This is a genomic window from Pseudomonas sp. CFSAN084952 (genome assembly GCF_009648855.1).
Classification (GTDB): domain Bacteria; phylum Pseudomonadota; class Gammaproteobacteria; order Pseudomonadales; family Pseudomonadaceae; genus Aquipseudomonas; species Aquipseudomonas paracarnis.
In genome coordinates this window covers 4,963,282-4,981,988 of the sequence record NZ_CP045767.1, presented here as the reverse complement: position 1 = coordinate 4,981,988, position 18,707 = coordinate 4,963,282, and the positions used below count along the sequence as shown (strand labels likewise).

The following is an 18,707-nucleotide window of genomic DNA, read 5'->3' as shown; positions in this document are numbered from 1 at the left end:
AGTCTTTGGCACAATGAGGGCACCCACGTCACTTCTGCTTTTTTGGCCGCGCGGCTAGAGTGAGCCCTCAGTGTTTATCCGGCCTTGGTAGCAAAAGTGACCGGTGCAGCTCCCTAAGGAAGAGACGTAGCATGGATGGCGCTCCGCAACACGACGATGCAATTTCGGTTCTGTTGGTGGTCGATGACTACCCGGAAAACCTCGTCAGCATGCGTGCGCTGTTGCAGCGTGACGACTGGCGGGTGATCACTGCTGCGTCTGGCCTGGAAGCCTTGGAGTTACTGCTGGCCCATGACGTCGACTTGGTGCTGCTGGACGTGCGCATGCCGGGCATGGACGGCTTTGAGGTCGCGCGCCTGATGCGGGGCAGCCAGCGCACGCGCATGACGCCGATTATCTTTCTGACCGCCACCGCCCATTCGCCCGACGCGGTGCTTGAAGGCTACGCCAGTGGGGCGATCGACTATCTGTTCAAGCCCTTTGACCCGCACATCCTCAAGCCCAAGGTGCAGGCGTTGCTCGAGCACCAGCGCAATCGCCGTGCCTTGCAGCGCCTGAGCCATGACCTGGAGTTGGCCCGCGCTTTTAATGCCTCCGTGCTGGATAACGCCGCCGAGGGCATTTTAGTGGTGAGCGAAAACAGTGTGATCGAGTACGCCAACCCGGCCATTTCCCGGCTGTTGAATGCGACGATGGCTGAGTTGCAGGGCGAGAGTTTCCTCAGTTTCCTGCAAAAGCCCCATGTGCCAGCCTGGTTGGGCTTCCCCATGTACGAGGCGTATCGCCGGGGCGAGACGTGGCGCCAACACGACGCCATTTTGCGTACCGGTCGGGGCCAGCAGGTGCCGGTAGCGTTGTCCTGCGCGCCCTTGCCTGTGGAGCAGAAGGCGATGGTGGTGACGGTGCTGGACATGTCCGAAGTACGGCATCTGCACCAGCAACTGGAGTTCCAGGCCGTGACCGACCCGTTGACCGGGCTGCTGAACCGGCGCGGTTTCCATCAGGCGATGGAGAATACGTTGCTGCGCAGCGAACGGAGCGAGCAGGCGCTGGTATTGCTGTACCTGGACCTGGATGGCTTCAAGCGGGTCAACGATACGTTGGGCCATGACGCCGGGGATCGCGTGCTGCGTTGGGTTTCGGAGCAAATGCAGGCGTGCCTGCGTTCCTACGACATTCTGGGGCGCATGGGCGGGGATGAGTTCACCGCGTTGCTGGAGCTGGAGTTTCCCGAACAGGCGGCGAAGATCGCGGAAAAGCTCATCGAGCGGGTTTCTGTGTGCCAGCAGGTCGATGGGCTGGAGGTGATGCTTGGGGTCAGTATCGGCATCGCGACCTTCCCGGATTGCGGCTCGGACTTGAGCGGCCTGCTGCGGGCGGCGGATATTGCCATGTACGAAGCCAAGCGCGCCGGCCGTCAGCAGTATCGTTACTACGACCAGGAAATGAACGGCCGCGCCCGCTCGCGGTTGATGCTGGAAGACAGTGTGCGTACCGCCATTGCCAACAAGGACTTCACCTTGGTGTACCAGCCTCAGGTTTGCCTGGAAGACGGGCGTTTGCGCGGCGTCGAAGCGCTGTTGCGTTGGCAGCATCCCAGCGTCGGCGATGTGCCGCCGGGCCTGTTCTTGCCGCTGCTGGAAGAGGCGCGGTTGATCAACCAGTTGAGTGCCTGGATCTACCAGCAAGTCGCTGCCCAGCGCCAGGCCTGGCAAGCCACCTTCGACCCCGAACTGGTGTTGAGCGTGAGCCTGAGCAGCAGCCAGTTCAACATGCCCAACCTGGCCAACCAACTGCAGCAGATGCTGGAACGGCATGGGTTAGAGGGGCGGCAACTGGAGGTGGAAATCGGCGAGGACTGCTTGATGAGTAATCTTGCCGAGTCTACCAAGCAACTCCAGTTACTACGCCGGATCGGGGTGCGGATTGCCCTGGACGACTTTGGCTGCGGCCAGTGCTCCCTGGCCCATTTGCGCGACCTGGCATTCGATACCCTCAAGCTTGACCCTCAATTAGTGGCGCGCCTGCCTGGCTCGGCGCGGGATGCGGCGATGGCGCGCAGCATCATCCAACTGTGTGAGCATTTTGGTGTGCTGGTGATCGCCGAAGGCGTGGAGACCCTTGAGCAAACACAGTGGCTAAAGGCCAATGGCTGCGCGTATATCCAGGGGCCGTGGGCGGCGCTGCCGTTGATGGCTGAGGACGTTGCGGGCTGGTCGTACCCTCGCGCGCTTTGAATTCGCTACACTGGCGCCCGTCCCAATTGCGTTGCAGAGCCCATGACCGCGTTGAAATACCTCCAGGCCTATCCCGCTGCGCTCCAGGAGCAAGTGCGCCAACTGATCGCCAAGGACCAGTTGGGGGCTTACCTGGAACAGCGCTACCCCGAACGCCATGGGGTGCAGAGCGACAAGGCCCTGTACGCCTATGCCCTGGCCTTGAAGCAGGAGCACCTGCGTAACGCGCCGTCTATCGACAAGGTGCTGTTCGACAACCGCCTGGACCTGACCCATCGTGCCTTGGGTTTGCACACCACGATTTCCCGGGTGCAGGGCGGTAATCTCAAATCCAAGAAAGAGATTCGCATCGCGTCGCTGTTCAAGGAGGCGGCCCCGGAGTTTCTGCGCATGATCGTGGTACACGAGTTGGCTCACTTCAAGGAGTCGGACCACAACAAGGCGTTCTATAAACTCTGTCAATACATGATGCCGGGCTACCATCAGGTGGAATTTGACCTGCGTGTGTACCTCACCTGGCGCGATTTGCAGGGCAAGCCCTAACCCCAAGGCGACTGACCATGGATGTGAGCAAGACCAAAAGCAGCTTCTACCGCCGCCTGTACGTGGCGTACTTGATCGACAGCCAACTGGCCAGCAGCGTCCCGGCGCTGACCGAGGCCACCGGCATGCCTCGGCGTACCGCCCAGGACACCATTGCGGCGTTGGCCGACCTGGATATTGTGTGTGAGTTCGAGCAGGAGGACGGTGCGCGTCACCATGCCGGGCGCTATCGGATTCAGGACTGGGGGGCGATTGATCGGGGGTGGATCGAGGCTAATCTGGCGTCGATCAAGCAGGTGTTGGGCTATCCCTGAAGGTCGGCTTTGGCAGGACTGACGCTATCGCGGGCAAGCCCGGCTCCCACAGTTGAATGCGTTCCAATGTGGGAGCTGGCTTGCCTGCGATGGCGCGCTCAGAGGCGCCGCATACCAATATGTGGAATATCATCTTCCAGGTATTCCTCACCCGCCACCACAAACCCATACCGCCCGTAATACCCCTGCAAGTGCGCCTGGGCCGAGAGAAAAATCGGCGTTTGCGGCCAGATATCCTCAATACGCTCAAGCGCCTCTTCCAGCATTTGATGCCCCAGCCCGGTGCCCCGTGCCGCTGGCGAAACGATGACGCGGCCAATCACCACATCGCCGCCCTGGGTCTCCGGGTCCAGCAGCCGCAGGTAAGCCACCAGCTCGTTATCATTCCAGGCCATCAGGTGGTGGGTGTCCCCCGCCAGGTCCTGCCCGTCGATGTCCTGATACGCGCATTTCTGCTCGACGACGAATACCTCGCTGCGCAAGCGCAGGACGGCATACAGCTGGTCCTTGCCCAAGTCGTCGTGATGTTTGCAAACCCAATCAACCGTCATGATGTGTGCTCTTATAAAGACGTGCCTGGATAGTAAGCGTGACGGGCGCCGCTGTCTAAAATTGACAAATGTGTGAATGGCGTCAATTTGCCATCATTCAGTGCGTGCGCCGTTGGCTTCTTTGTGTAATCTGCAATGCAAGCTTATTGATGAGCTACTGTTATCAGGCCACCGCCTGCCCGCCAAGGACTTTGAGCATGCCGCGATTGACTCGTGCCGTTGCTTTGATCGCAGTGCTGCTACTGGCCCAACCAGTGCTGGCACAGCGTCTGCGTCTGGTGGCGGATGGCTGGCCGCCATTCACCGATGCCACCTTGATCAATGGCGGCTTGGCCACGGATATCGTCAGCACGGCCCTGGCCCGTGCGGGGTACGCGAGTGATTTTGAACAGGTGCCTTGGGCTCGTGCGCTCAAGGGCGTGGGCGATGGGCGCTACGATGTGCTGATCAACGCCTGGTACGACGAGGCCCGCACGCAGTTTGGCCAATTTTCTGCTGAGTACCTGCTTAACCGTGTGCGCTTTCTCAAGCGCAGCGACGATGACATCGTTTATCAGAACCTGGCCCGACTGCACGACGAGACCATCGCCGTGGTACGCGGTTACGCTTACTCGGCTGCGTTCGATCAAGACACCCAGCTACAGAAAGTACCGGTGCACAACTTCGCCATGGCGGTGCGCATGCTCGCGGCGCGGCGTGTGCGGTTGACGCTGGAAGACGAATACGTAGCGCGCTATTACCTGGCTCGGGAGTCGCCGCGGGTGCGCAATGCCGTGGCGTTTGTGGGCAAGCCGTTGAGCGAGAACAGCCTGCATATTCTGGTCAGTTTGAAGAACCCCGAGCATGCGCAAATCGTTGCCAGCTTTGATCGGGAGATTGCCAGGATGAAGGCTGATGGCAGTTATGCGCGCTTGATGAAGGCGCATGGGATGTAGCGTGCTTGCGGGCCTCATCGCGGGCCAGCCCGGCTCCCACATTTTGCCCGCCTTCTTATATTGGAACTCGGTCAAATGTGGGAGCTGGCTTGCCTGCGATAGCGGTCTAAGCCGCGCCGGTCTCCTTGATCAGATGCGCCGCCAACGTACGCAACGGCCCCAACTGCCGGCAAATCAACGCCAACTGCGTCTGCACCAACCGCTGCGCCTCATCGATCTCATCGGGCATTTGCTCCAGCTCGGCCGCCAACCCTTCCTCGGCATCACTCTGGATCGCAATCGGCTGTTTATTGGCCAGGCCGGTGGCGATCTCATCGATGCTCGTCGCCAGGCTGTTGCCCGCGCCTTCGATCAAGTGCTCGCGTACGTCGGTCGGTAGCTGAGTATCGCGGTGTGCACCCAATCCGGATAAGTAGCTGAGCAAGGTGTGAGACAGCACCAGGAAGCGGAAGCCCACGTCGGCTTCCTTACGGAAGTGCCCCGGCTCCATCAGCATATTCGCCAGGGTGGTGGACAACGCGGCATCGGCGTTGTGGGCGTTGCGGCGGGCCAGGCGGTAAGCCAAGTCGTCACTCTTGCCGGCGGCGTATTGCTGCATGATCTGGCGCAGGTAGATGCTGTTGCAGGTCAGGGTATTGGCCAGCACTTTGTTCAAGCGTCGGCCTTGCCAGTCCGGCAGGAACAGGAACACCGCCAGGCCCGCGATCAGGCTGCCGAGCAAGGTATCGAACAGGCGCGGCAGGAACAGCCCGTAGCCATCGCCCACCTGGTTGAAGCAGAACAGCACCATCAGGGTGATCGCCGCCGTCGCCAGTGTGTAGCGGGTGGTGCGGTTGATAAAGAACACCAGGCCCGCGGCGATAGCGAACATCGACTGCACCACCGGGTTGGGGAACAGATCAAACAGCGCCCAGGCCACGGTGAGGCCGATGGCGGTGCCGATAATCCGCTGGCCGAGTTTGCGCCGGGTGGCGCCGTAGCTCGGTTGGCACACGAACAGGGTGGTGAGGATGATCCAGTAACCCTGAGACGCGTGAATGGCGTGTAGGGTGGCGTAGCCGACGGTCAACGCCAGGGACAGGCGCAGGGCGTGGCGAAACAGCAGCGAGGTGGGCGTCAGTTGGGTGCGCAGGCGCGTCCACATTTCCTTGAGGTTGCGCGGGGCGCGGTCCAGCAGGTTACTGTCGGTGGCGTCCGCCAGGGCATCGGGGTTGCTGGCGTCGCCCAGCAGGCGGTCGAGGGTGGACAGGTTGGCCGCCAAGGCTCGAAGTGAACGCAGCAGGCCACGCCAGGCTGGGTTGCTCTGGATGCGCAGGTGCTCCAGGGACGCGTTGAGGTCGCCCAGGGCTTGGGCAAAGCTGTCGTCATAGATGAACGGTTGGCGCAGTTGGATCGACTCAGCCAGGGTCTGGCAGGCCTTGCCTTGCTGGCGCAGCAAGCGCTGGCAGCGAAACAGCACATCGCTATGGAAGAAGGCTTCAGTGAGGGCGTTGTAGGGGTAGTGGGAGGAACTGGCGCGCTCGTGGATGTCCTGGGCCAGGAAGTACAGTTTCAGGTAGCGGCTGACCTTCGAGCCCGGCCGGCCATTGCCGACGCGGTGCAGGATGATTTCCTTTGCGGCATTCAGTGCAGCCACTACTCGGCCATTTTGCTGGGCCAATTCCAGGCGTCGCGCTTCCACATCCAGCTGCCGGATCGGTTCGAACAACGATGACTTGAGCTTGAGGTAACGCCCCAGCTCGCGGAACAACCGCGCCAGGCTCTGCTGCACCGGCTGGTTGGAAAACAGCGCCTGCCACAGCACGGACAGCACGCCGTACCAGGCGGCACCGGCGACCAGCAGCAGCGGCTCATGCCAGAAATCCGTGACGGCGCCGCCGCGCTGGTCCACGCCGATCATGGTGTAGACCGACAGAATCAAGGTGGCCGAGGCAATCGCGCCATAGCGTTCGCCCAGTGCGCCGAGCATGGTCAGGCCGAAACTGGCCACGGCCAGGGCGACGGCAAATATCCAGGGGTAGGGGAACAGCAGTTCTACCGACAGCGCGGCGATGCTGAAACACACCAGTGTCACCGCCAGCGCATTGAGACGGCCTTGCCAGCTGTCATCGGTCTCGGCCAGGGCGCTGGCGATAATCCCCAGGAACAGCGGGATCAGCAGCGTCATTTCATCCTGGTACCAACACAATGCCATGCTGCCGGTGAGGGCGATGAACACCCGTACGCTGTAGCTGAATTTATCCAGCGCCCACAGGCGCCGCATGGACTGCTTGAACGAGGTCGATGACATGAAGTCTGGAGTCTTCCGGGACGTTGTCGCTAAATTGAGCCAGTAATGACGCCACGGCAAGCGTGGCGATCACATCGGACAGCAAAATTTTCAGGATCACTGCAAAACCAATGTGGGAGCTGGCTTGCCTGCGATAACGATGTGGGATTCACTGCCGCTATCGCAGGCAAGCCAGCTCCCACAGGGGGATTGCATCTCAAGGTGCACATCAGGCGTATTGCGCGGCCGCGTAACCCGAGGCCCAGGCCCACTGGAAATTGAACCCGCCCAGGTGGCCGGTCACATCCAGCACTTCGCCGATAAAGTACAGGCCGGGGCTTTTCAGCGATTCCATGGTCTTGGACGACACTTCCCGCGTATCCACCCCGCCCAATGTCACCTCGGCAGTGCGATAACCCTCGGTGCCGGCCGGTACCAGTTGCCAGCTCCCCAGCTTTTGCGCGATATCGGCCATTTCAGCGTGGGTGTACTGCTTCATCGGCTTGGATTCGAACCAGCTTTGGGCCAGCAGGTTGGCCATCTTCTTGGTGAAGATCTCGCCCAGCAGGGTTTTCAACTCACTGTTGGGGTGTTCGGCCTGTTGCTGTTGCAGCCAGGCATGGGCGTCGTGGTCGGGCAGCAGGTTGATTTCCACCGTGTCGCCGGGGTGCCAATACGAGGAAATCTGCAAGATCGCCGGCCCGCTCAGGCCGCGATGGGTGAACAGGATGTTCTCGCGAAAACTCTGGCCGTTGCAGCTCACCAGGCAGTCGACCGAGGTGCCGGACAACTCGCCGCACAACTCCTTGAGCTGGTCGGTGATGGTGAACGGCACGAGCCCGGCGCGGGTCGGCAGCAGTTCATGGCCGAATTGCCTGGCCACTTGGTAACCGAAACCGGTGGCGCCCAGCGTCGGGATCGACAAACCGCCCGTGGCGATCACCAGGGATTCACAGCGCAGTTCACCCAGGGTGGTTTGCAGTTGATAGCCGCTTTCGAGCTTGGCGATTGCCTCGATGGAGGTGTCCAGGTGCAGGCTCACGCCGGTCTGGATGCACTCGTCGAGCAGCATGCCGAGGATGTCGCTGGACTTGTTGTCGCAGAACAGCTGGCCGAGTTTCTTCTCGTGGTACGGCACGCCGTGCTTGGCCACCAGCCCGATAAAATCCCACTGTGTATAACGGGCCAGGGCCGATTTGCAGAAGTGCGCGTTGTGCGAGAGGAAGTTGGCCGGCTCGGTGTACATGTTGGTGAAGTTGCAGCGGCCGCCACCGGACATCAGGATTTTCTTGCCGGCCTTGTTGGCGTGGTCGATCAACATCACCTTGCGCCCACGCCCGGCGGCGGTCAGCGCGCACATCAAGCCTGCGGCGCCGGCGCCAATGATCACAACTTCGGTCGAGCGCACAGCCATGTCCTCACAAAACTATTGATTTGAAATGCCATCAACCCTGTGGGAGCTGGCTTGCCTGCGATAGCGGTAGTGGATTCACCGTCGCTATCGCAGGCAAGCCAGCTCCCACATTCATTCGGTTCCTGTAATGGGAACTCGGTGTTATTACAAAATGCGCACGCGCAGCGAACGGCCTTTGATCTTGCCGTCATTCAAACGCTGCAACGCCTGCTTGGCGATGCCGCGTTCCACGGCCACGAAGGCCTGGAAATCAAAGATAGCGATCTTGCCGACCTGGGCACCCGGAATGCCGGCTTCACCGGTCAATGCGCCGAGGATGTCGCCTGGGCGAACCTTGTCCTTACGCCCGGCAGCGATGCACAGGGTGCTCATCTGCGGCAACAGCGGGCCACCGCTTTGCGGCTTGAGGTTGTCCAGTTGGTCCCAGTTCAGCGGCGACTTCTGCAGTTGCTCAATGGCCTGGGCGCGGTGGGCTTCGGACGGCGCCACCAGGCTGATGGCGATGCCGGTCTCACCGGCACGGCCGGTACGGCCTACACGGTGGATGTGAATTTCCGAGTCGCGGGCCAGTTCGACGTTGATCACCATGTCCAGGGCGTCGATGTCCAGGCCTCGAGCGGCGACGTCGGTGGCCACCAGCACCGAGGTGCTGCGGTTGGCAAACATCGCCAGTACCTGATCACGGTCGCGCTGTTCCAGGTCACCATGCAGGCCAACAGCAGAAATGCCCTTGGACGTCAGGTGGTCGACGGTTTCCTGCACTTGCTGCTTGGTAAAGCAGAACGCCACGCAGGAGGCCGGGCGGAAGTGCGCCAGCACCTTGGTCACGGCGTCCATGCGCTCTTCCGGGGAGATCTCGTAGAAGCGTTGTTCGATCTGGTCGTCGGAGTGGAACGCTTCGGCTTTCACTTGCTGAGGCGCACGCATGAACTTGGAGGCCAGTTGCTTGATGCTCACCGGGTAGGTGGCCGAGAACAGCAGGGTCTGGCGGCGCGGTGGGGTCTTGCTGATGATGTCTTCGATGGCGTCGTAGAAGCCCATGTCGAGCATGCGGTCGGCTTCGTCGAGAATCAGGGTGTTCAAGCCGTCCAGCACCAGAGAACCTTTACGCAGGTGCTGCTGGATGCGTCCCGGGGTGCCGACGATAACGTGGGCGCCATGCTCCAGGGAGGCGATCTGCGGGCCGAGGGACACGCCGCCGCACAGGGTCAGTACCTTGATGTTGTCTTCGGCACGGGCCAGGCGGCGGATTTCCTTGGCGACCTGGTCGGCCAGCTCACGGGTCGGGCACATCACCAGCGCCTGGCAACCGAAGTAGCGCGGGTTGATCGGGTTCAGCAGGCCGATGCCGAATGCGGCAGTCTTGCCGCTGCCGGTCTTGGCCTGGGCAATGAGGTCCAGCCCTTTGAGGATCACCGGCAAGCTTTGCGCCTGGATCTGCGTCATCTCGACGTAACCCAGCGAGTCGAGGTTAGCCAGCATGGCGGCGGACAGGGGCAAAGTATTAAAAGCGGTGGCGATGGTAGTCACGGGACTGGCTCTGCAAAACAAAATGTCGCGCAGTGTACCAGTCTCGTGGGATTTTCCTCGCAAGTTCTCGACGAGACGCCCGTTAGTGCTCGATATCGTGCTCGCGGCTGACCACCCGTTTGCCGTCTTTAGGCGACAGTTGCAGGAAGATCGCCGCCGCCAGCATCGCCATGATGCCCACGGTGAGGAAGGTCAGCTGGAACGCGCCGAGGACACTTTCCACACCGTCATTGCCGGCCTCGGCAGTAAACCCGCCAAGCAACGCGCCGGCACAGGCCACGCCGAGGCTGAGGGACAGCTGCGCCACCACCGACAGCAAGCTGTTGCCGCTGCTGGCCTGGGCGTCGTCGAGGTCGATCAGGGTGACGGTGTTCATCGCGGTAAATTGCAGGGAGTTGATGGCCCCCAGTACCGCCAGCATGGCCAACAGCAGCGGGTAGGGCGTTTGTTCGCTGACCAGGCCCATGCTCGCCAGCATCAGGCCCAGGGCCAGGGTGTTGCCGGTCAGGACGATGCGGTAGCCGAGGCGCTCGATAAGCGGGCGCGCGATGGATTTGGCGAACATTGCCGCCGCCGCCAGCGGCAGCATGCTCATGCCGGCTTCTGACGGCGAATAGCCCAGCGCCACTTGTAACAGCAGCGGCACCAGGAACGGCAGTGCGCCGCTGCCCAGGCGCGCAAACAGGTTGCCGAGGATCCCCACGGCAAAGGTGCGCGTCTTGAACAGCACCGGCGAGAACAGCGGGTTGTCGATGTGCCCGGCGCGCAGCCAGTACGCCGCCAGGCAGGCAAGCCCGCCGAACAACAGCAACATCACCCGCAGGTGCGGCAGGTGCAGTTCGCCCAGGCCCTCCATGGCGATGGTGATCAGTACCATCGCCGCGCCGAACAGCAGAAAGCCCAGGCCGTCGAAGCGCGTGCGCTCGCTGCCGCGCAGGTCGGGGATGAATTTCCACACGGCATAGCAGCCGATCATGCCCACCGGCAGGTTGATCAGGAAGATCCAGTGCCAGGTCAGGTATTGCACCATCCAGCCGCCCATCGTCGGGCCAAGCAAGGGGCCGAGCAGGCCGGGAATGGTGATGAAGCCCATGATCCGCACCAGCTCGGAGCGCGGATAAGCCCGCAGCACCACCAGCCGCCCGACCGGCAGCATCAGCGCGCCGCCCAGGCCCTGGACCACCCGTGCCCCCACCAGCATGCTCAAGCTACTGGACAGCGCACACAGCAACGACCCGATGCTGAACAGCATGATCGCGCCAAAGAAAATCTTCTTGGTGCCAAAGCGGTCGGCGATCCAGCCCGAGGCGGGAATCAGCAAGGCCACGGTGAGCATGTAGGCGATCACCACCCCTTGCATGCGCAGCGGGTTTTCCGCGAGGTCCTGGGCCATCGCCGGCAGCGCGGTGTTGAGAATCGTCCCGTCCAGCGACTGCATGAAGAAGGCAATCGCTACCACCCAGGGGAGCCAGCGGGCGGTCTTGGCATCGAGAGGGGCACGATTCGGCATGGGATCCCTTTTTATTAGCAGGCTATGTGTTGGTGATTATGCGCCATCCGTCGCCCCTTTTCCCACTGGCGGTTCGTCTATAGCTGACAAGCTCGCATGCTCGCCCACCAGGAAGTCCAGCAAGGCCCGATGCACTGCCAGCGCGGCTTCGCGGGACTCCAGGTCCAGCAGATGGCCGGTGTGTTCGGCCACCGCAAAGCTGCTGCGGCCTACATAGTGTTTGAACAGCTGGGCCTCGTCGGCCGGGGTGTATTCGTCCAGCGCGCCGTTGAGAAAGTGCACCGGTGTTTCAATCTGCTTGAGCGCCGGCAAGTAGTTGCCATCGCCCAAGCCCAGCACCTGATGAATATGAAAGCGCGCCTGGCGGTACTCGGTGGTGGCCATGGTCGACAGGTGCCGATGGTTATTGCGTTTGAGGCGCGGCGACAGGTATTTGCCCACCGTTTCGTTGAGCAGATGGCCGACCGCCGACTTGTCATCGGCCTCGATCAGCACACGCACACGCTCGACATACTCCAGCATCGCCTGGTTGAGGTTGGGCGCCAGGGCCATCACCACCGAGCTTTCGATGGAGGGCGGGTTATGCGCCAGGGTCAACAGCGTGGAGATGCCGCCCCAGGAGGCCGAGACTAGATGGTTGACCTCAAAGCGATCCACCAAGGCACGCAGGATTTGCACCTCGTCGTCCTTGGTGACCAGGTCGAGTTCGGTGTTGTGCTCGCGTGACAAGCCAGAGAAGGGCAAGTCGAACAGCAGCACATTGAAGTGCTCGGCCAGGCATTTGCTGGTGCGGGCAAAGGAGCGTGTGGTGGACAACGCGCCATTGACCATCAGTACGGTTTTTCTATGCGGGTCGTTACCCAGTTGCTCCACGTGAACGTTGTATTGCTTGAACAGTTTTTCTATGACGAAACTTCCATGGTTCATCTCAAGACTCCAGCTTGCCCAGTCCAGGCAAGGTCATGCATCACGTGCAGGCACGTGGGCGGGTGGCAAGATTTATAAGGTCAGGGTCAAACGCTTGATCAAGGCTCCCGGCAATAGATTGGAGGCAGTATTACGCTGGCTGTAGGTACTGGGCGACAGCAGCAGTTCTCGATCAGTGGTCAACGCTTCAAGCTGTGAGCCAAGCAGGCTGTAAACACTGTCATCAAAGCGCATGGTGCTGACCGGTGCCTTGATTTCGCCATTCTCCACCCAGAAGGTCGCAAAGCGCGTCATGCCGGTCAGGCGCGCTGCCGGCAGGTCGGAGTAGTTCAGGTACCAGAGGTTGCTGATATACAGCCCTGTGCCCAACTGCTTGAGAATATCGGCCTGGGCCAGGTTGCCTGCGGCCATTTGCAAGGCGCTGGGCGACTCGTCGCTGCTGGCGCCGTTGGTGCTCAAGCCGTATTCGGCGGCGCTGCGAGAGTTGATCAACTGGCCCTCGGCCTTGCCTGCGTTGATCAGGGTGACATCCTTGCGCGGGTAGCCTTCAGTGGAAAACGCCTGGCTCAGGGAGCCGCTGATCTGCTCATCCACCGTCACCAGCGGGCTCAGTGACTGATCACCCGCGTACAGGCGTTGCAACGAACTGCCTTTGCTCGCGATGGCCTGGGCCGAAAAACCACCCCAGGTGATGATGCTGATGATTTCTTCCAGCGCTGCCGGCGCCAGGTAGGCGCGGTATTGGCCGGGTGCCAGGGTGTGGAGCGGGCGACCGAGAAACGCCAGTTGCTCACGGGCCTGTTGGAAACGGGCGGCGAATTCGGCGCTGTTCCAGGTGTGCCCGGCGTAGCTGGCTTTTACCGCTTCGCCATTGGCGTGGAACAGGCTGAAGTCGAAATTGAAGCTGTTAGCCCGGTGCCAGCCGAACGCCCCCGATGAGCTGGCGAAACCGCGGCTGATCGGGCCGGCGGCGTAGAAGCCAACCAGGTCCACGCCATCGGCGGCCCGGCTGATATCGTCCAGCACTTGTGCCAGTTCCGGCAGCGGGCGCAGCTGTTCGTTATGGTTGTGCCAGGCGTCGGGGTTCAGCAGCAGGTACGGGTCAGGCGGCAACAGCGGCAAGGTTTCGCGCAGTTGTTGCAGGCCGTCGGCCAGGCGCTGGCGATCCAGCTGCGCCTCGCCGGACAGGGTGATACCCAGGTCGGCGTGGCGCCCATCGTTGATCAGCTTGAGGTTCAGGCTGGCCTGCTGTACCTGGCCGGCCTGGCGTACCTGCGCGTGGTTGAAGCGCACGAACTCGGACGCCTCATCCGCGTAGCCGAGGTGAAAGTGTTCTTGATCGGTGACCGCCTGCTTGAGCCAGTCCACCAGTGCCTTGAAATGGTTCATCAGGCATCCCCCCCAAATACATCCACATTGCTGAATACACAGGCCGGCGACGCATGGCCGACACGGATCACCTGGTTGGGTTCGCCCTTGCCGCAGTTCGGCGTGCCCAAGACCTTGAAGGTGCTGGCGTCGCCCACCGCGCTGAGCTTGCGCCAGAACTGCGCAGAAATCGCCCGGTAGTTGGGGTTCTTCACCACGCCCTTGAGCTCGCCGTTTTCGATCAGCTGGCCCCACTCGCAGCCGAACTGGAACTTGTTGCGCGCATCGTCGATGGACCACGAACGGTTGGTCGACATCAGGATGCCGCTCTCAATGCCGCCCACCAATTGCGCGAGGCTTTTATCCCCAGGCTCGATATTCAGGTTGGCCATGCGGTCGATGGGTGCACGGTTCCAGCCGCAAGCGCGGCTGTTGGCGACGCCTGGCAGGTTGGCGCGAAATTGCGATAAGGCCCCGCCCAAGGGCTTGAGCAGCAGGCCTTCGCGAATCAGAAATTGCTTGCTGGCAGGCGTGCCGTCGTCGTCATGAGCGTAGCTGGCAAGCTGTTCGGGGATGTCCGGGTCGAAGGTGACGTTGAGCAGCGGCGAGCCATATTGCAGGTGGCCGAAATCGCTGGCTTTCACAAAACTGGTGCCGGCGTAATTGCGCTCGTCACCGAGGATGCGATCCAGCTCCAGCGGATGGCCGATGGACTCGTGGATCTGCAGGATCATCTGGTCGGGCATCAGCAGCAGGTCACGCGGGCCGTGGGGCGTATTCGGTGCGAGCAGCAATTGCACGGCTTCGTCGGCCACCTTGCGGGCGGCGCCCACCAGGCCAAAACGCTGGATCACCCCGGCACTGCCTTGCTGGCCGAAGTTGGTACCGCCTAGGGTACGGGTCTGGCTGTCGTTGCCGTCGAAGGCGGTCACACTCAGGCCCGGAAAGACAAAGCGCTGGGCCTGACGCAATTGGGCGCCGGCGCTGTTGAGATAGATCTGTTCAACCCGCGTGGTTCCCAGGCTGACTTCCCAGCTCACCAGGCGCTCATCCTTGGGCACGGCGGCGGACTCATCGCCGAGCAATTGGTAGCAGTCGCTCAGGGACGGGAAGGGCTGGTCGAGGTCGGGCGACAGGTAGTCGGCGACGTCGCTGGACACCGGTTGCTGGTGCAGGTCGAGCAGGGCGTGGGGCTTGATAAGCCTGGCTTGTTGTTCAGCGCGCTCAAGGGCGGCCTGCAGACCGGCAAGGGAAATATCGTTGGTCGCGGCGTAGGCTTCCACGCCGTTGAGACGCACGGTGAGCATGGCGCCTTCATCATGGCCCAGGTGAGGCGGCTCGGCGACGTTCTTGCGTACCGACAGGTACTGGCCGGATTCGCGCACGTAGCGCAGGGAGAAAAATTCGGCGGTGGTGCGCAGGGCACCGAAGTGTTTCTTGAGCGTGGCGTGGTGTTCGAACATGGGGCCTTCCTTGTGGGCGGCTCGGCGCGGGCAGGCGAACAGAGTAGGCCTGGGCGAGGAGCTGATCAAGGAAAGTGTCGGCGGGTAATTTTGCGGTGTCTGGTCGGGCCTCATCGCGGGCAAGCCCGGCTCCCACAGTTGACCGAGTTGTTCAGGCGAACTCGGTCAACTGTGGGAGCTGGCTTGCCTGCGATGCAGGCGCCGCGGTGCTGGAGTTACTGCGCCAACGGCCCCACTTCACGCAACGGCTTGCCACGCACCGGCGCATCGCCTGCCACGTAGTAATCCGCAGTGCTGCGCGGCAGCGGCTTGCGGCCACGGATCTTGTCGGCGATTTTCTCGGCGATCATGATCGTCGGCGCGTTCAGGTTGCCGGTGGTGATGATCGGCATGATCGAGGCATCGACCACCCGCAAGCCCTGCATACCATGTACGCGGCCTTCGCCATCGACTACGGCCATCTCGTCGGTGCCCATCTTGCACGAGCAGGACGGGTGGAACGCGGTCTCGGCGTGCTCGCGGATGAACTTGTCCAACTGCTCATCGGTTTGCACTTCGATACCCGGGCTGATTTCGCGGCCACGGTACGGGTCCAGTGCCGGCTGCTGCATGATTTCACGGGTCAGGCGGATGCCGTCGCGGAACTCCTGCCAGTCCTGCTCGGTGGCCATGTAGTTGAAGAGGATGCTCGGGTAGTCCCGTGGGTTCTTCGACTTCAGCTGGATACGGCCACGGCTTGGCGAACGCATGGAGCCCATGTGCGCCTGGAAACCGTGCTCTTTCACACCGTTGCTGCCGTTGTAGTTAATCGCCACCGGCAGGAAGTGGTACTGGATGTTCGGCCACTCGAACTCTTCGCGGGTACGAATGAAACCGCCCGCTTCGAACTGGTTGCTGGCGCCGATGCCGGTGCCGTTGAACAGCCATTCGGCACCAATTGCCGGCTGGTTGTACCAGAGCAGCGACGGGTACAGCGACACTGGCTGGGTGCACGCGTATTGCAGGTACAGCTCAAGGTGGTCCTGCAGGTTTTCACCCACGCCCGGCAGGTCGTGGACCACCGGGATATCGAGGCTTTCCAGCAGTTTGGCCGGGCCGACACCGGAGCGTTGCAGCAGTTGCGGCGAAGCGATTGCGCCGCTGCACACCAGCACTTCTTTGCGCGCACGGGCTTCAACACGCTCTTCGGCGGCGCCGATCAGGTAACGCACACCGACCGCACGCTTGCCTTCGAACAACACTTTGTCGGTGAGGGCATGGGTGACGATGGTCAGGGTCGAACGCTTTTTAGCCGTGTCCAGGTAACCGCGTGCGGTGCTGGCGCGACGGCCGTTCGGCGTAACGGTACGGTCCATCGGGCCGAAGCCTTCTTGCTGGTAGCCGTTCAAATCTTCGGTACGTGGGTAACCGGCCTGTACGCCGGCTTCAACCATGGCGTGGAACAGCGGGTTGTTGCCCGCTTTCGGCGTGGTCACGCTGACCGGGCCGTCACCACCGTGCCAATCGTTGGGGCCGATGTCGCGGGTTTCGGCTTTGCGGAAATACGGCAGGCAGTCCAGGTAGGTCCAGTCTTCCAGGCCCGGCAGCTTCGACCAGTTGTCGTAGTCCATGGCGTTGCCGCGGATGTAGCACATGCCGTTGATCAGGGAAGAGCCACCCAGGCCCTTGCCGCGCCCGCATTCCATCCGGCGGCCGTCCATGTGTGGCTCTGGATCGGTTTCGTAGGCCCAGTTGTAGCGGCGGCCTTGCAGCGGGAAGGCCAGGGCGGCTGGCATCTGGGTGCGGAAGTCGAGGCGGTAGTCGGGGCCACCGGCTTCCAGCAGCAAAACGGTGACGCCTTCGTCTTCGGTCAGACGGGTCGCCAGGGTGTTACCGGCAGAGCCGGCACCCACAATGATGTAATCGTATTCTTGGGACATGAATGTACCCTCTTTGAAGTGTGGTCAGGTCTGGCGAGTGCTTAGCACTCGATCGCAGGCAAACCAGCTCCCACATTTGATCGGGTTCACACAGAACAAATGTGGGAGCCGGGCTTGCCCGCGATGGCCTCACGGGCAATACAAGGCTCGGGTGTTAGAACACCGAGGCGTAATCGCCCAATTCAACCTGTACCGATTTGATGCGGGTGAAGTTGTTCAGCGAGCTGATGCCGTTCTCACGGCCCACGCCCGACTGCTTGTAGCCGCCAACCGGCATCTTCGCGTCGGACTCGCCCCAGGCGTTGATCCAGCAGATACCGGCTTCCAGTTGATGAATCACGCGGTGGGCGCGGTTCAGGTCCTTGGTGACCAGGCCAGCGGCCAGGCCGAAGTCGGTGTCGTTGGCGCGGCGGATCACTTCTTCTTCGGTTTCGTAGGTGAGGATGCTCATCACCGGGCCGAAGATTTCTTCACGCACGATCACCATGTCATCGGTGCAGTCGGTGAACACGGTCGGAGCCACGAAGGCGCCTTTGGCGAAGTCACCCTCGGTCAGGCGGTCGCCGCCGCACAGCAGACGGGCGCCTTGCTCTTTGCCTTTGGCGATGTAGCCCAGCACGCTTTCCATGTGGGCGAAGCTGACCAGCGGGCCGAAGTTGGTGTTTTCGTCTTCCGGGTTGCCGATGCGAATACGCGCCACACGCTCAACGATCTTGGCTTCGAACGCGGCTTGCAGGTGCTTGGGCACGAACACGCGGGTGCCGTTGGTGCAGACCTGACCGGAGCTGTAGAAGTTGGCCATCATGGCGGTGTCGGCGGCGCGGTCGAGGTCGGCATCGTCGAAAATGATCAGCGGGGACTTGCCGCCCAGCTCCATGGTCACGTCCTTGAGCGAGGAACTCGACGCGCTGGCCATGACTTTCTTGCCGGTGTCGGTGCCGCCGGTGAAGGAGACTTTTTCGATGCGTGGGTGCTCGGTCAGCCAGGTGCCGACTTCACGGCCGCTGCCGGTCAGTACGTTGAACACGCCCGCTGGAACGCCAGCCTCGGTGTAGATCTCGGCCAGTTTCAGAGTGGTCAGCGAGGTGACTTCGCTTGGCTTGAAGATCATCGCGTTACCGGCGGCCAGGGCCGGTGCGGATTTCCACAGGGCGATCTGGATCGGGTAGTTCCACGCGCCAATACCGGCAACCACGCCCAGTGGCTCGCGGCGGGTGTAGACAAACGAGGTATCGCGCAGTGGGATCTGCTCACCTTCGATGGCAGGTACCAGGCCGGCGTAGTATTCCAGCACGTCAGCGCCAGTGACGATGTCGACGTACTTGGTTTCGGAGAAGGCTTTACCGGTGTCCAGGGTTTCCAGGGCAGCCAGTTCATCGTTGCGCTCGCGCAGGATGTCCACGGCACGACGCAGGATGCGCGAACGCTCCATGGCGGTCATGGCGGCCCAGATTTTCTGGCCTTTTTCAGCGCTGACCACGGCACGTTCAACGTCATCTTTGGTGGCGCGTTGCACTTGGGCGAGAACTTCACCGTTAGCCGGGTTGATGGCTTCGAAGGTGGCATCGCTGCCAGCGTCGCTGTAGCCGCCGTCAATGTAGAGTTTTTGCAGGTCGAAACGGGCCATAAAGTCCTCGCAAGTGCATAAGTGGTTGGCGTTACCCGCCGAACAGTGGGCCATGGGGGTGTGGCAACACTGAGCGGCGGACGTTCAGGGGTTGAGCGGT

The 18,707-nt window shown here is 61.8% G+C and carries 14 protein-coding genes; 4 read left to right on the top strand and 10 right to left on the bottom strand.

Annotation, left to right across the window (positions count from 1 at the left end):
• The first annotated feature begins 131 nt into the window (after window positions 1-131).
• Genes GH769_RS22725 through GH769_RS22715 form a run of 3 tightly spaced genes read left to right on the top strand, consistent with a single transcriptional unit; the run spans window position 132 to window position 3,094 of the window.
• Complete coding sequence (locus GH769_RS22725; protein WP_032902298.1) at window positions 132-2,237, top strand: bifunctional diguanylate cyclase/phosphodiesterase; 2,106 nt, start codon at window positions 132-134, stop codon at window positions 2,235-2,237.
• Between the two features lie 42 nt (window positions 2,238-2,279).
• Window positions 2,280-2,780 carry a M48 family metallopeptidase gene (locus tag GH769_RS22720; protein ID WP_014720273.1) on the top strand — a complete coding sequence of 167 codons (501 nt, stop codon included), beginning with the start codon at window positions 2,280-2,282 and terminating at the stop codon, window positions 2,778-2,780.
• Window positions 2,781-2,797: 17 nt separating this feature from the next.
• A complete protein-coding gene (locus GH769_RS22715; protein WP_020302129.1) occupies window positions 2,798-3,094 on the top strand; it encodes a helix-turn-helix domain-containing protein in 297 nt (98 codons plus the stop codon).
• Between the two features lie 98 nt (window positions 3,095-3,192).
• Here the strand turns inward: GH769_RS22715 and GH769_RS22710 are convergent, their stop codons facing one another.
• Window positions 3,193-3,645: a GNAT family N-acetyltransferase gene (locus GH769_RS22710; protein WP_014720271.1), complete on the bottom strand. Its 453-nt coding sequence runs from the start codon at window positions 3,643-3,645 to the stop codon at window positions 3,193-3,195.
• A gap of 197 nt (window positions 3,646-3,842) precedes the next feature.
• Here GH769_RS22710 and GH769_RS22705 point away from each other — a divergent pair, with 197 nt between their 5' ends.
• On the top strand, window positions 3,843-4,580 hold the full coding sequence (locus tag GH769_RS22705; protein WP_014720270.1) for an ABC transporter substrate-binding protein: 738 nt from the start codon (window positions 3,843-3,845) through the stop codon (window positions 4,578-4,580).
• Window positions 4,581-4,686: 106 nt separating this feature from the next.
• Here GH769_RS22705 and yccS read toward each other — a convergent pair whose 3' ends face one another.
• From yccS to betB, 9 genes are all read right to left on the bottom strand, one after another.
• Window positions 4,687-6,870: a YccS family putative transporter gene (gene yccS, locus GH769_RS22700; RefSeq protein ID WP_019817463.1), complete on the bottom strand. Its 2,184-nt coding sequence runs from the start codon at window positions 6,868-6,870 to the stop codon at window positions 4,687-4,689.
• 208 nt (window positions 6,871-7,078) lie between these two features.
• Window positions 7,079-8,257, bottom strand: coding sequence for an NAD(P)/FAD-dependent oxidoreductase (locus GH769_RS22695; protein ID WP_014720268.1), 1,179 nt, complete (start codon window positions 8,255-8,257; stop codon window positions 7,079-7,081).
• Between the two features lie 150 nt (window positions 8,258-8,407).
• The gene (gene dbpA, locus GH769_RS22690; protein WP_229999345.1) at window positions 8,408-9,745 is read right to left on the bottom strand and encodes an ATP-dependent RNA helicase DbpA; all 1,338 of its coding nucleotides are present in this window, start codon (window positions 9,743-9,745) and stop codon (window positions 8,408-8,410) included.
• Between the two features lie 130 nt (window positions 9,746-9,875).
• Entirely contained in the window at window positions 9,876-11,303 is a 1,428-nt protein-coding gene (gene mdtD, locus GH769_RS22685) for a multidrug transporter subunit MdtD (protein ID WP_020302131.1), read from the bottom strand.
• A gap of 36 nt (window positions 11,304-11,339) precedes the next feature.
• Window positions 11,340-12,230 (bottom strand): alpha/beta fold hydrolase, encoded by an 891-nt coding sequence (locus tag GH769_RS22680; RefSeq protein WP_020302132.1) that lies wholly within the window; start codon window positions 12,228-12,230, stop codon window positions 11,340-11,342.
• A gap of 72 nt (window positions 12,231-12,302) precedes the next feature.
• Window positions 12,303-13,619 (bottom strand): TldD/PmbA family protein, encoded by a 1,317-nt coding sequence (locus GH769_RS22675; RefSeq protein ID WP_032902299.1) that lies wholly within the window; start codon window positions 13,617-13,619, stop codon window positions 12,303-12,305.
• Complete coding sequence (locus GH769_RS22670; RefSeq protein WP_032902300.1) at window positions 13,619-15,061, bottom strand: TldD/PmbA family protein; 1,443 nt, start codon at window positions 15,059-15,061, stop codon at window positions 13,619-13,621. The genes GH769_RS22675 and GH769_RS22670 overlap by 1 nt, the downstream gene beginning before the upstream one ends.
• Before the next feature lie 215 nt (window positions 15,062-15,276).
• The gene (gene betA / locus GH769_RS22665; protein ID WP_014720262.1) at window positions 15,277-16,980 is read right to left on the bottom strand and encodes a choline dehydrogenase; all 1,704 of its coding nucleotides are present in this window, start codon (window positions 16,978-16,980) and stop codon (window positions 15,277-15,279) included.
• A 154-nt stretch (window positions 16,981-17,134) separates the two neighbouring features.
• A complete protein-coding gene (gene betB, locus GH769_RS22660) occupies window positions 17,135-18,607 on the bottom strand; it encodes a betaine-aldehyde dehydrogenase (protein ID WP_014720261.1) in 1,473 nt (490 codons plus the stop codon).
• Between the last annotated feature and the right edge of the window lie 100 nt (window positions 18,608-18,707).